The organism is Nocardia exalbida NBRC 100660 (genome assembly GCF_000308575.1).
Lineage (GTDB): Bacteria > Actinomycetota > Actinomycetes > Mycobacteriales > Mycobacteriaceae > Nocardia > Nocardia exalbida.
In genome coordinates this window covers 43,316-55,655 of sequence record NZ_BAFZ01000048.1, presented here as the reverse complement: position 1 = coordinate 55,655, position 12,340 = coordinate 43,316, and the positions used below count along the sequence as shown (strand labels likewise).

Genomic DNA, 12,340 nt, shown 5'->3' with positions numbered 1-12,340 from the left:
CTCCGAATATCAAAGTGATATCACGAAGATAGCATGGCGCCGCCGCGCCACACCAGGCGCGGCGGCGGGAGATCACCCTGCGTGCGGCCGGATGTTGCGGTTGAAGCGGAACAGGTTGCGCGGATCGTGCCGGGCCTTGAGCGCGGCCAGCCGGGCGTAGGTGTCCGGCCGATAGCCCGCGCGGGTCTGCGCCTCGTCCGCGTCGGCGCCCGCGCCGTAGAGGAAATTGAGGCTGTGTCCCTGCGTCCACGGCGTCAGCGCGGCACGGATGCCGCCTCGGGCCGCGGCGCCCTCCGGGCCGGTGATGATCCGCACGATGTAGGCGGCTTCGCGATGGTCCACCGCGATTCCGGCGTCGCCCGCACGAGCCAGCGCGCCACCGAGGTGACGGACGTCGACAACCGCTCCGGCGCCGGATTCCGGTCCCGAGACCTCGAGCAACGCCGCGGCCGTCTCCTCGGTGAACTCGCCGAGCAGTGCGTTGGTGGCGGCGTAGGCATGCGGCTGGTCGGGGTCGCTGTGAATGGTGTGCGACTCGGTGTACGGCATCGCGCGCAGGTCGTCCTTCAGTCGTTCCCCCACCGCCCGCAGCGGTGCGACCAGACGCTCGCCTTCCTCGGCGAGACCGCTGTACGCGATGCGGATCGAGGCGACGTACCGCCCGCGCATCGGTGCGGGGACCTGCGGAATGTCCGGGAAGGCGAGCATGCTCACCGTCGAGGTCAGTTCTTCCGGCACGGTCGCCGTCCAGCGCCGCCACGCCTCCAGCGCCCGCTCGACCAGCGGCGTGTCGAACACGAGCTGTCCGCCGTACACCGTCGTGACGGGGACCAGCCCGACCTCCAGCGCCGTGACCACGCCGAAGTTGCCTCCGCTGCCGAGGACGGCGCCGAACAGCTCGTCGTCCGGTGTCAGCGTGCGCACCCGGCCGTCGGCGGTGACCAGCTCGATCGTCCGCACGTGCTCGGCCGCGTACCCGAACTGCCGCGCGAGCAGCCCGACTCCCCCGCCGAGCAGGTAGCCCACCACACCTACCGACGGCGACGAACCGTTCAACGGCGCGAGCCCGTGCTCGGCCGCGGCGTCGACCAGCGCGCCCGCGCGCACCCCCGCGCCGACCCGCGCGGTCCGGCGGGCCGGATCGATCCGGATGCCGGTCATCCGCCGCGTGCTGATCAGCACGCCGCCGTCCGTGGCGACGGACAGACCGTGGCCGGTGGCCTGCACGGCGATCGGCAGCTCGCGGCGCGCGGCGTACTCCACGGCGGCGCGTACGTCTTCGGCGTGCACGGCGCCGACGATCAACCCGGGCCGGTGCGTGTAGGCGGTCTGGAACCCGGCGATCTCCGCGTCATAGCCCCCGTCGCCCGGACGGAAGACCGGGCCGGTGAAGATGTTGTTTCCCATGACACCGACCCTGCTGCACGAGCTGCAAGAAGTAAAACAGATAGTTCTTCTTGTTCCTATAATGGTTGCTTATGGAATTGCGGCAGCTGCGCTACTTCGTCACCGTCGTCCAGGAGGCGAGCTTCACTCGCGCGGCTGCTCGGCTGCACTTGGCCCAGCCGGGGCTCAGCGCGCAGATCCGGCAATTGGAGCGCGAACTCGGCCACCCACTGCTGGACCGTGGCGGTCGCACGGTGACTCCGACCGAGGTCGGCGCCGCCGTCCTGCCGCACGCGCGGGCGGCGCTGGCCGCCACCGAGCGGATCACCCACACGACGGAGGAGTTCACCGGCTTGCTATGGGGTCAGGTCCGGGTCGGGCTGATCTCCGGGGCAGCGGTCGAGGAATTCGACGTCGCCGCCGTGCTCGCCGATTTCCACCACGACCACCCGCAGATCGGCATCAGCCTGACCGAGGACACCTCCGAGCGGATGCTCGCCGCGCTCGGCCGCGGTGAGCTGGATATGGCCCTGGTCGGGATGACCGGCACGGAACTCGATCCGGCCATCGGCATCGAAGTGGTGCTGGAGACGGCGGTGGTGGCCGCGGTGGCCGCGGCGGATCCCGGCTTTGGCGATGAGGTCGCGCTCACCGCGCTGCGGGATCGCCCGCTGATCTGCCTCACGCCGGGCACCGGCATTCGCGGCGTCTTCGAGCGAGCCTGCGCGGCAGCCGGATTCGAGCCCGGCATTGCCTACGAGGCGGCGGCGCCCGCCCTGCTGCTGCGCCTCGCCGCACGCGGACTCGGCGTCGCCGTCGTACCCGAACTCACCGCCGAGGAGGCCGCGGCTTTCGGGGTGCGGACCGCCCGCATCGCCGAGCCGGAACTGCGCGGGCGCCTGGCGCTGGCCTGGCGCACCGACCGTCCCGCGAGCCCGGCGGCCAAAGTCCTGCTCGGGCAGCTGCGCATCGCCCTGCGCGCCGACGCGTGAGTCGGCTCAGAGCAGGCGCGAAAGGAACGCCTTGGTGCGCTCCTGCCGCGGATCGGCCAGCAGCTCCCTGGGCGCTCCCGCCTCCACGACCACCCCGCCGTCCATGAAGACCAACTGATCGGCGACCTCCCGCGCGAAGCCCATCTCGTGGGTCACCACGACCATCGTCATGCCCGAGCGAGCCAGTTCCCGCATGACCGTGAGGACCTCCCCGACCAGCTCCGGATCCAGCGCGGAGGTCGGCTCGTCGAACAGCATGAGCTTGGGGTCCATGGCCAGCGCACGGGCGATCGCCACGCGCTGCTGCTGACCGCCGGACAGCTGAGCCGGGTAGGCGTTCGCCTTGTCCGCCAGGCCGACCCGGTCCAGCAGTTCCCTCGCCCTGGTCACCGCGTCCGCCTTGCGCTGTTTCTTCACCTGGGTGGGCGCCTCGATGACGTTCTCCAGCGCGGTCCGGTGCGGGAACAGGTTGAAGTGCTGGAACACCATGCCGATCTCGCGGCGCTGCTTGGCCGCGTCGCGCGGGTGCATCTCGTAGAGCCTGCCGTTCTTCTCCCGGTAGCCCACGATCTCGCCGTCGACGTAGAGCCGGCCCGCGTTCACCTGTTCCAGGTGATTGATGCAGCGCAGGAAGGTGGACTTGCCCGAGCCGGACGGACCGATCAGGCACATCACCTCGCCGCGGCCCACTTCGAGGGAAACGCCCTTGAGTACCTGTAGCGCGCCGAAGTTCTTGCAGACCCGGTCCGCGACGATCATCGGAGCAGCGGTGGTCTTCTCGACATTCACGCTCATTTCGCCTTCTCCACCTGCTGAGCGTCGGCGAGTTCCTGCAGCTGCTTGCCGGTCAACCTGCGGGAGACGCCGCGCGAGTAGTAGCGCTCCAAGTAGTACTGCCCGACCATGAGCACACTCGTGATGGCCAAGTACCAGGTGGCGGCGACCAGCAGCAGCGGGATGGGCTGGAAGTTCACGCCGTAGATGTCGCGCGCCCGGCCGAACAGATCGGTGCTCAGCGGGATGCCGGTGACCAGCGAGGTGGTCTTCAGCATGCCGATGAGCTCGTTGCCGGTCGGCGGGATGATCACGCGCATGGCCTGCGGCAGCACCGTGCGGCGCATGGTCTGGCTCCAGGACATGCCGAGCGCGAACGACGCCTCCCGCTGCCCCTCACCGACGGAATTGATTCCGGCCCGGACGATTTCGGCCATGTAGGCGGCTTCGTTGAGACCGAGGCCGAGCACCGCGAAGGCGAACGCGGCCTGCAGGTGCTGCACGTCGAACTCGAAGAACTGCGGCCCGAACGGAACGCCCAGGTGGATCTGCCGGTACAGCGAGGGGACCAACCCCCAGAACACCAGCTGCACGAACACCGGGGTGCCGCGGAAGATCCAGAGATACACCCACGCCGTGCTCCGCAACACCGGATTCGGTGACAGCCGCATGACGGCGAGTGTCGTCCCGAGCGCGACCGCGATCGCCATCGCGCACACGGTCAGCTCCAGCGTCACGATGGCGCCCGCGGTGATCCGGGTGTCGAACAGGTATTTCCCGTAGGTATCCCAGCGATAGGCCGGGTTCGTCGCGGCGCCGTAGACGAACAGCGCCACCAAGACGAGGATGACCGCCGCCGCTATCCAGCGCCCCGGCCTGCGCAGCGGAACCGCTTTGATCGGCTCCGGCTCCCGCGCCTGATCCGCTCCGCCGGGCCCGGGATCGCCGGGCGCCGGCCGAGTGTCGTCGTCCGCCATCGATCAGCTCACAGCGCCGTTGACGACGGACTTGGTGATGGCGCCTTCCTGGACGCCCCAGTTCTTCGTGATCTCGAGGTACTTGCCGGTGTCGATCAGGTGCTGGACCGCCTTCTGCAGCACGGCGGCCAGCGGCGCGCCCTTGGGCACCGCCCAGCCGTAGGGCGCGGAGTCGAACACCGGGCCCGCGTTCTCGATCTTGCCGCCGCTCTGCTTGATCGCGTACGCCGTCACCGGTGAGTCGGCCGACATGGCGTCGACCTGGCCGAGCACCAGCGCGTTGGTCGCGGCGCTCTGCTCGTCGAACGGCTTGATGTCGATGGCGGGTTTGCCCTCGGCGACGCACTTGGCGCTCTTGGCGGGCACCTCGTCGGTGTGCTCCACCGTGGTGGCCTGCACGGCGACCTTCTTGCCGCAGGCGTTCTCCGGGTCGACCGGCTTGCCCTTCTGCTGGGCCCACTGGACGCCCGCGTTGAAGTAGGTGGTGAAGTCGACCTGCTGCTCGCGCTCCCTGGAGTCGGTGATCGACGACATGCCCACGTCGTAGGTTCCGGCCTGGATCGAGGGGATGATCTTCTCGAAGGCCGACTCGACGTATTCGGCCTCGACGCCGAGCACGGAGGCGACCGCGTCCATCAGGTCCACGTCGAAGCCGACGATCCGGCCGCTGGCGTCCTTGTACTCGTTCGGCTGGTAGGGGATGTTCACGCCGATGGCGAGCTTGCCGGACTGCTTGATCTTGTCGGGGAGTTGCGCGGCGATCTCGTCGACCTTGTCCACCTGCACCTTGGCCGCCGAGGGTCCGGTGTCCTCGGTGTTCGTAGTACAGCCCGTCAGTACCAACGCACCCGCGGCGAGCGCACCCATGGTGGCTCGCAGGGCGCGCCTGCCGAGAAACGAACGATCAGACACAACAGCCCTCCACATTTCGGCTCCACGAAACCCGGGCGTTACCACCCGTTTGGCAATCTAAGCGACCAGGGCGCTCCGCGCTGGACAGTAATGCAACAGCAACACGACCGGGCGCGCCGTCCGATGCCGGTTCACCGGCGGCACACCCTACCCTCCCGGTCGCTGACCTGCGAATTCAGGACCGGGCGCGGGCCGTGCGGCGCCCCGGGCGAGCGAACGCCGACGGCGTACGAATGACCGGCTCCGGCTACCGGCGGTGCACCCTGGCGCACACCTGCTCGGTGAACTCACTGGTGGAGGCCAGCCCCCCGAGGTCGGCGGTGGCGATGCCCGCCTCGAAGGTCGCGGCCACGGCCCGCTCGATCCGCTCGCCCGCGCGCGCCAAGGTCACCTCGGCGTCCCGGGTCGCCAGCCAGCGCAACAGCATCGCCGACGACAACTGCAGCGCCGCCGGGTTCGCCCGGTTGTGCCCGGCCAGCGACGGCGCCGCGCCGTGCACCGCCTGGGCCATCGCCGTGGTGGCCGAACAGTTCAGCGACGCGGCCAGCCCGAGCGATCCGCTCAATTCCCCGGCCAGGTCGGACAGGATGTCACCGAACAGGTTCTCGGTGACCAGTACGTCGTAGTCGGCGGCGGCTCGGACCAGGTGCGCGGCCGCCGCGTCGACGTGTTCGTCGTCCACCTCGATCCCCGGGTACGCCCGGCCGACCTCGAGGCAGACGTCGCGGAACAGCCCCATCGTCAACGGCAGGACATTGGCCTTGTGCACGATGGTCACCCGCTTGCGCCGTGTCGCGGCCAGCCGGAACGCCTCGTGCGCGATCCGCTCGCAGGCCGCACGGGTCACCAGCCCCACCGACATCGCGACATCCGGCGTCGGCCGGAACTCCCCCGACCCGGCGAACATGTTGCGGTCGGCGTAGAACCCTTCGCTGTTCTCCCGCACGATCACCAGGTCGATGTCCGGCGCCGCGGCGTGCACACCGGCGAAGGCACGCGCGGGACGGATATTGGCGTAGAGGCCGAAATGCTTGCGGATCAGGCCGCCGGGCGCGACGCGATGTTCGGCCGGATAGGACGCGTTGTCGTGCGGGCCGAGAATCCACGCGTCCACCCCGGCCAACTCCTCGAGCGTCTGCTCGGGCAGCGGGGTGCCGAACTCGTCGATGGCGCGGTGCCCCATCAGCAGCGGCACCCATTCGACCGGCGGGGCGCCCGCGGCGGCCAGCGCCTCGTCGACCACCTGCCCGGCCGCTCGCACCACTTCGGGGCCGATACCGTCGCCATCGATCAGGCCGAGCCGCAGCGCCCGGTTCCGGCGGGGTTGGTTCGCGTCGTTCACCGCAACATCCTCCCGCCGACGCGCCCGGCTGCCCGAAGCGGCCCGCGGACACGCCGAGTGCGGTTACCTTCGGGGACCATGGTGCAGTCGGTCGAACTACTCCTCGACGAGGCCGCCGACGCCGAGATCCGCAGGCAGTGGCAACTGCTCGCGGAGGCCGGTGTGCGGAGTCTCGCCGCGCGCACCGACGAGTCCAATCGTCCGCACATCACCGCCGCGGTGGCGAAGCAGATCTGGCCGCGCATCGAGCAGGCGCTCGACGAGCAGATCTTCGCGCCGATCCCGGTACGGCTCGGTGGCGTGGTGGTCTTCGGTGCGCGCCGTTGCATCCTGGTGCGGCTGGTGGTGCCGACCGAGGCGCTGCTCACCCTGCACCGCCGGATCTTCCACACGATCTCCCCGTGCCCCGGCGTGCCTGCGAATGTGCAACCGGACGCGTGGACCCCGCACATCACCCTGGCCAGGCGGGTGCCGCCGCACCAACTCGGCGAGGCGATCCACGCCGTCGCCAGGGACCGGGATTTTCCGGCGACCGTGCTGGGTATCCGTCGATGGGACGGGGATCAGCGGCGCGAGTGGCCGGTCGGCCGGATCCGCCGTGGAAGATAACCGGAGCAGCCCGCGTTGTAGCAGGCACACCGAAACGAGAGGACGTCATGGCCACCCAGACGCTGACCCAGCAGAACTTCGACGAGGTAGTCACCGGAAACGACGTGGTACTCGTCGATTTCTGGGCCGATTGGTGCGGTCCGTGCAAGAGTTTCGCACCGACTTTCGAGGCCTCCTCCGCCAAGCACCCCGACGTGGTGCACGGAAAGGTCGACACCGAATCCGAGCAGGGCCTCGCGGCGGCCGCTAACATCCGCTCCATTCCGACGATCATGGCTTTCCGGGAGGGCGTGCTGGTGTTCGCGCAGCCCGGCGCACTGCCGCCCGCGGCGCTCGAGGATCTGGTGAGCCAGGTCAAGGCGCTGGACATGGACGAGGTGCGCAAGCAGATCGCCGAGCAGCAGCAGGCCGCCGAGTAGCGACCACGCGGCGCGACAGGCCTTGCGCCGCAACGGTATTGATTCGGGCCCGGGTACGGACACGCGAAAGCGGCAGTCCGTATCCGGGCTCGCTCCACGTCCGGCCACCGGTCAGCGTCCGGGCGCGGGGCGACGTGCTGCCGCCCCGCGCCCGGACACCGGATCTCAGGACACGCCGAGCAGGTTGACGCCCGCGATCATGGCGCGGACCGTCGACTCGGCGCCGTCGTCCGCGATCGCCGCGCCCCAGCCGCGCCTGCCGTTGTATTCGCACTGCACGAACGTGGCGGTGCCCTCCGCGGTGCGCCGCTGGTGGAATTGCAGGATCTCCACGGGATAGCCCTCCTCGTAGAGGGCCGAGGTCATCGCCGCGACGGGGCTGCCGGTGGCGATGACGGTCCGCAGATGGCCGGCGAACTCCAGCGTGGCGGTGAACTCCGCGGTCCTTGCGCCGGCGGGCGACCATTCCCCGAGGCGGATCGGACCGCCGTGCGCACAGTAGCGGCTGTGGAACTCCGCCGAGGTCAGCCCGGCCGCTTCGGCACGTAGGGCCTTGGGAGCGGCGGCGTGGAACAGGTCTGTATCAAGAGTCAGGATGGTCATTGAAAGTAGGTCTTCCCGAAGAATGTCGTGGCTCAGTTGACAGAGGGGACCAGCACTAACAAGTGGAAAAGCCCGCAGCGAGGGGGCCGGCCCGGATCAGACCCCGCTACGGCGGGCTACTACGAGAACTCGGGGACGCGGCGCCACCGTCGCGGTGAGCGGAAGTAGCTCGGCGCGAACCTCGGACTCGGAGGCGGTAGCCTGCGCAGCCACGGAGGACCCGATGAGCGACGCCGAAAGCAGAGCGCTGTCGCGGTCTGCGACGGTGAGCGCTGCACTGCGGCGGTCGGCGGGATTCGGCACGGCATCGAGGATAGGGACATCGCGGCGCAATAGCAACCACATCCGATGCCCGATTTGTCTACTGACGAGTACCATTCCTGCACTTCAGGACGTTGCGGCCGGTACCGGGGGTAGCGTCGGTGACATGGGTCTCCTCGTGGCCATGACCATTCCGGGCCTGGCGGTGCTGCTCATCCTCCTGGCCTTCGCCGAAGTGGCCTGGAACAGGCTCACCGGCAGCCGAGCACTGCCCTGGACTCGCGCGCGGTCCGGCCGCCCCGTGGCGGCCGCGGGCTTCGAGGAGGTCACGGCAGTCTTCCAGGGCGGCAAACACCACGAGTTCGAGCAGCGCCTGACGACGCTGATGCACCGGGAGGACCCCTCCGACGGCGCGCCGCCGCGCGACGACGTAGACCTCACAGCGGGTTCGGCGCGCCTCGTTCCGCACCAGCTCTCGTGAAACACGCCGGAACACAGTGAGATCCGGGGAATCTCACCCGGATCTCACTGGCATAGCGGGAAATTCGGCTTACCGGCGAGCAAGGACCTCGTTCAGTTTGCCGGTGGCCACGTCGAACACGAAACCGCGGATCGAGTCCTTGTGCGGCACGAACGGGCTGGCGACGATGCGCGCGATCGATTGGCGCACATCGGTTTCCAGGTCGGAGAACGACTCCGCCGACCACTCCGGCTTGATGCCGGTCTCCTCCTGGATGCTCGCCTTGAAGTCGTCGTCGGTGAAGGTGAGCATGCCGCAATCGGTGTGGTGGATCAGGATGATCTCCCTGGTCCCGAGCAGTCGCTGGCTGATCGCCAGCGAGCGGATCTCGTCGGAGGTGATCACCCCGCCCGCGTTACGGATGACGTGCGCCTCGCCCTCGGCGAGGCCGAGCGCGCCGTAGACGTTCAGCCGCGCGTCCATGCACGCGACCACGGCCGCGCCCTTCGAGGGCGGTAGCGGCAGCGGGCCCCGGAAGGTGCTCGCGTAGGCCGCGTTGTTCTCCAGGTACTCATCGGTGACAGTCATGGGCCATCCCCTGCGCTCGGTATGCGTGAATCCCTCGGTACGACCAGCCCCACGGTAGGTGACCGCGCGGCACGGGACATCCGTCCCGTTCACCGTGATTCGTTTACTTGCACGCGGCGGCCCGATGATAGCTCTCCGGATGCCGGATGCCGGGCCCCTGCGGTCGGGCCCGGCATGTCCTGCTGCGCCGCGCCGGTCAGTGCGCGGCGGAGTCCCAGCTGTGGCCGACGCCGACCGATACCTCCAGCGGCACGGAAAGGGCGATGGCGGCGGACATCTGCTCGCGTGCCAGCGCCTCGAGCGTCTCTCGTTCCCCGTCGGCGACCTCGAACAGCAGTTCGTCGTGGATCTGCAACAGCATCCTGGAGCGCAGCCCCGCCGCGCGCATCGCCCGGTGCACGTTGATCATCGCCACCTTGATGATGTCGGCCGCGGTGCCCTGGATCGGGGCGTTGAGCGCCATCCGCTCGGCCGATTCCCGGCGCTGCCGGTTGCTGGAGTCCAGATCGGGCAGGTAGCGGCGGCGGCCGAACAGCGTCTCGGTGTAGCCGACCTTGCGCGCCTGCTCCACCACCTCGTAGAGGTAGTCGCGGATGCGGCCGAAGCGGGCGAAGTAGACCTCCATCTGCTCCTTCGCCTCGGTCGTGCTGATCTTCAGCTGCGCGGACAGGCCGTAGGAACTCAACCCGTAGGCCAGGCCGTAGGACATCGCCTTGATCCGGCGGCGCAGTTCCGGACTCACTTCGGAGATCGGGATGTCGAACGCTTTGGACGCCACGAAGGTGTGCAGGTCCTCACCGGAGTTGAAGGCCTCGATCAGCCCCTCGTCGCCGGACAGGTGCGCCATGATCCGCATCTCGATCTGGCTGTAGTCGGCGGTCATCAGCGACTGGTAGCCGGAGCCGACCACGAAGGTGTCGCGGATCTGCCTGCCGGTGTCGGTGCGGATCGGGATGTTCTGCAGGTTCGGTTCGGTCGAGGACAGTCGCCCGGTGGCCGCGATCGTCTGATTGAACGTGGTGTGGATGCGGCCGTCGTCGGCGACGCATTTGAGCAGGCCGTCGACGGTGACCTTGAGGCGGGTGGCGTCGCGGTGCGTGAGCAGATGCTCCAGGAACGGGTGCTGGGTCTTCTCGTACAGCGACTCCAGCGCGTCCGCGTCGGTGGTGTAGCCGGTCTTGGTGCGCTTGGTCTTCGGCATGTCCAGCTCGTCGAACAGCACCACCTGCAACTGCTTGGGCGAGCCGAGGTTGATCTGCTTGCCGATCACCTCGTAGGCCGCCTCGGCCGCCTCGGCCACCCGGTCGGCGAATTGCCGCTGCAGCGTCGCGAGCTGGTCGGTGTCCACCGCGATGCCCGCCTCTTCCAAGGTGGACAGCACGCCCAGCAGCGGCAGTTCCATCTCCGCCAGCAGCGGGGTGGCCTCGATCTGGGCCAGTTCCCCGTCGAGCGCGTCGGCCAGGTCCGCGACGGCACGCGCGCGCAGCATCTGCGCCCGCGCCAGCTCGGCGTCGACGGCGTCTTCTTCGTCGAGCAGCGACAGCTGCGCGGTCTCGCCGGTCTCGGCGCGCAACTCCCGGTGCAGGTAGCGCAGCGACAGGTCGTCGAGGTTGAACGTGCGCTGGCCCGGGCGGACCAGATACGCCGCCAGCGCGGTGTCGCTGGCCAGCCCGCCGAGGGTCCAGCCGCGGCCGCGCAGCGCGTGCACGGCGGCCTTGGCCTCGTGCAGCGCCTTCGGCACCGCCGGGTCGGCGAGCCAGGCGCCCAGCGCGGCCTCGTCCTCGGGGGTGAGCACGGTGACGTCGATGTAACCGCTCTCGCCGTCACCCGCCGCGATGGCCAGCGCGCGGACGTCACCACCGGCCGGGGAGCCCGTGCCGAGAATCGAGACACCGTGACGCACACCGGCTTTCGCGTGCTCGCCGAGCCAGTCCGCGACCGCGCCGATCTCCAGCGCGCCGCCGCTGATCTCGAAACCCGCCTCCGCCTCCGGCTCCGGCGGCGCCAGCGTCTCGAACAGCCGGTCGCGCAGCACGCGGAATTCGAGGTCGTCGAACAGCTGATGGATCTTCTCGCGGTCCCACGGCCCCTGCGCCAGCTGGTCGGGGGTGTACGGCAGCGGCACGTCCCGCATCAGCTCGGTGAGCTGCCGGTTGAGCACCACGCTGCTCAGGTTCGCCCGCAGCGCGTCACCGACCTTGCCCTTCACCTGATCGACCTTCTCGACCAAAGTGTTCAGGTCGCCGTACTCGCGGATCCACTTGGCGGCGGTCTTCTCCCCCACGCCCGGAATGCCGGGCAGATTGTCGCTCGGGTCGCCGCGCAGCGCCGCGTAATCGGGGTACTGGTTGGGCGTGAGGCCGTATTTCGCCATCACCTCGTCCGGGGTGAACCGGGTCAGGTCGGAGACGCCTTTGCGCGGGTACAGCACCGTGACGTTCTCGTTCACCAACTGGATGGAATCCCGATCGCCGGTGACGATCAACACGCGGAAACCCGCGGCCGTCGCCTGCGTGGTGAGCGTGGCGATGAGGTCGTCGGCCTCGAAGCCCTCGATCGCCATCACCGGGATGCCCAGGGCGCCCAGCACGTCCTTGGTGAGTTCCACCTGGCCGCGGAACTCGTCCGGGGTGGCGCTGCGATTGGCCTTGTACTCCGGGTACGCCTCGGCGCGGAAGGTCTGGCGCGAGACGTCGAACGCCGCGGCCACGTGCGTGGGCTTCTCGTCGCGCAGCAGGTTGATCAGCATCGCGGTGAAGCCGTAGACCGCGTTCGTGGTCTGCCCGGTGACCGTCTTGAAGTTCTCCGCCGGTAGCGCGAAGAACGCGCGATAGGCGATCGAATGCCCGTCCAGCAACAGCAACGTCGGCCGGTCTCCCGAGCCGGGATCGCCGGAGCCGGACGCGGGGGCGGGACGCGGAGCGGTCGTGGGTGAACTCACGCCCCAGAGTCTAGGGACCGGCACCGACAAGGCCATACGCCGACACCCAGGTGCGCCCGGCGCCGGACTTCCGGCT

The 12,340-nt window shown here is 69.2% G+C and carries 12 protein-coding genes; 4 read left to right on the top strand and 8 right to left on the bottom strand.

Annotated elements, in window-relative coordinates; genetic code table 11:
* Window positions 1-72: 72 nt before the first annotated feature.
* Window positions 73-1,407, bottom strand: coding sequence for an FAD-binding oxidoreductase (locus tag ON29_RS10745; RefSeq protein ID WP_040866053.1), 1,335 nt, complete (start codon window positions 1,405-1,407; stop codon window positions 73-75).
* 71 nt (window positions 1,408-1,478) lie between these two features.
* Between ON29_RS10745 and ON29_RS10740 the strand changes: the two genes are divergently transcribed.
* Window positions 1,479-2,378 (top strand): LysR family transcriptional regulator, encoded by a 900-nt coding sequence (locus ON29_RS10740; protein WP_040866052.1) that lies wholly within the window; start codon window positions 1,479-1,481, stop codon window positions 2,376-2,378.
* Window positions 2,379-2,384: 6 nt separating this feature from the next.
* Here the strand turns inward: ON29_RS10740 and ON29_RS10735 are convergent, their stop codons facing one another.
* From ON29_RS10735 to ON29_RS10720, 4 genes are all read right to left on the bottom strand, one after another.
* Window positions 2,385-3,137 (bottom strand): amino acid ABC transporter ATP-binding protein, encoded by a 753-nt coding sequence (locus ON29_RS10735; RefSeq protein ID WP_040866098.1) that lies wholly within the window; start codon window positions 3,135-3,137, stop codon window positions 2,385-2,387.
* Window positions 3,138-3,169: 32 nt separating this feature from the next.
* Window positions 3,170-4,129 carry an amino acid ABC transporter permease gene (locus ON29_RS10730; RefSeq protein ID WP_040866051.1) on the bottom strand — a complete coding sequence of 320 codons (960 nt, stop codon included), beginning with the start codon at window positions 4,127-4,129 and terminating at the stop codon, window positions 3,170-3,172.
* Window positions 4,130-4,132: 3 nt separating this feature from the next.
* Window positions 4,133-4,996, bottom strand: a complete 864-nt coding sequence (locus ON29_RS10725) for an ABC transporter substrate-binding protein (protein ID WP_245548903.1) — start codon at window positions 4,994-4,996, stop codon at window positions 4,133-4,135.
* A gap of 292 nt (window positions 4,997-5,288) precedes the next feature.
* On the bottom strand, window positions 5,289-6,383 hold the full coding sequence (locus ON29_RS10720) for an isocitrate/isopropylmalate dehydrogenase family protein (protein WP_051175074.1): 1,095 nt from the start codon (window positions 6,381-6,383) through the stop codon (window positions 5,289-5,291).
* 78 nt (window positions 6,384-6,461) lie between these two features.
* Here ON29_RS10720 and ON29_RS10715 point away from each other — a divergent pair, with 78 nt between their 5' ends.
* Window positions 6,462-6,992: a 2'-5' RNA ligase family protein gene (locus ON29_RS10715; RefSeq protein ID WP_040866049.1), complete on the top strand. Its 531-nt coding sequence runs from the start codon at window positions 6,462-6,464 to the stop codon at window positions 6,990-6,992.
* A gap of 47 nt (window positions 6,993-7,039) precedes the next feature.
* Window positions 7,040-7,411, top strand: coding sequence for a thioredoxin (gene trxA, locus ON29_RS10710; protein ID WP_040866048.1), 372 nt, complete (start codon window positions 7,040-7,042; stop codon window positions 7,409-7,411).
* A 165-nt stretch (window positions 7,412-7,576) separates the two neighbouring features.
* Here the strand turns inward: trxA and ON29_RS10705 are convergent, their stop codons facing one another.
* Window positions 7,577-8,014 (bottom strand): alpha-isopropylmalate synthase regulatory domain-containing protein, encoded by a 438-nt coding sequence (locus tag ON29_RS10705; RefSeq protein ID WP_040866047.1) that lies wholly within the window; start codon window positions 8,012-8,014, stop codon window positions 7,577-7,579.
* A 427-nt stretch (window positions 8,015-8,441) separates the two neighbouring features.
* On the opposite strand from ON29_RS10705, the gene ON29_RS10700 reads away from it, so the two are divergent.
* The gene (locus ON29_RS10700) at window positions 8,442-8,756 is read left to right on the top strand and encodes a DUF6191 domain-containing protein (RefSeq protein ID WP_040866046.1); all 315 of its coding nucleotides are present in this window, start codon (window positions 8,442-8,444) and stop codon (window positions 8,754-8,756) included.
* 69 nt (window positions 8,757-8,825) lie between these two features.
* Here the strand turns inward: ON29_RS10700 and ON29_RS10695 are convergent, their stop codons facing one another.
* The gene (locus tag ON29_RS10695; protein WP_040866045.1) at window positions 8,826-9,323 is read right to left on the bottom strand and encodes a beta-class carbonic anhydrase; all 498 of its coding nucleotides are present in this window, start codon (window positions 9,321-9,323) and stop codon (window positions 8,826-8,828) included.
* Between the two features lie 196 nt (window positions 9,324-9,519).
* Window positions 9,520-12,300, bottom strand: a complete 2,781-nt coding sequence (gene polA, locus ON29_RS10690; RefSeq protein WP_051175073.1) for a DNA polymerase I — start codon at window positions 12,298-12,300, stop codon at window positions 9,520-9,522.
* Window positions 12,301-12,340: the final 40 nt, after the last annotated feature.

Coding starts and splice junctions, on each gene's coding strand:
- ON29_RS10745 (WP_040866053.1), bottom strand. CDS start 1,407: ATGGGAAACAACATCTTCACCGGCCCGGTCTTCCGTCCGGGCGACGGG.
- ON29_RS10740 (WP_040866052.1), top strand. CDS start 1,479: ATGGAATTGCGGCAGCTGCGCTACTTCGTCACCGTCGTCCAGGAGGCG.
- ON29_RS10735 (WP_040866098.1), bottom strand. CDS start 3,137: ATGATCGTCGCGGACCGGGTCTGCAAGAACTTCGGCGCGCTACAGGTA.
- ON29_RS10730 (WP_040866051.1), bottom strand. CDS start 4,129: ATGGCGGACGACGACACTCGGCCGGCGCCCGGCGATCCCGGGCCCGGC.
- ON29_RS10725 (WP_245548903.1), bottom strand. CDS start 4,996: ATGGGTGCGCTCGCCGCGGGTGCGTTGGTACTGACGGGCTGTACTACG.
- ON29_RS10715 (WP_040866049.1), top strand. CDS start 6,462: ATGGTGCAGTCGGTCGAACTACTCCTCGACGAGGCCGCCGACGCCGAG.
- trxA (WP_040866048.1), top strand. CDS start 7,040: ATGGCCACCCAGACGCTGACCCAGCAGAACTTCGACGAGGTAGTCACC.
- ON29_RS10705 (WP_040866047.1), bottom strand. CDS start 8,014: ATGACCATCCTGACTCTTGATACAGACCTGTTCCACGCCGCCGCTCCC.
- ON29_RS10700 (WP_040866046.1), top strand. CDS start 8,442: ATGGGTCTCCTCGTGGCCATGACCATTCCGGGCCTGGCGGTGCTGCTC.
- ON29_RS10695 (WP_040866045.1), bottom strand. CDS start 9,323: ATGACTGTCACCGATGAGTACCTGGAGAACAACGCGGCCTACGCGAGC.
- polA (WP_051175073.1), bottom strand. CDS start 12,300: ATGGCCTTGTCGGTGCCGGTCCCTAGACTCTGGGGCGTGAGTTCACCC.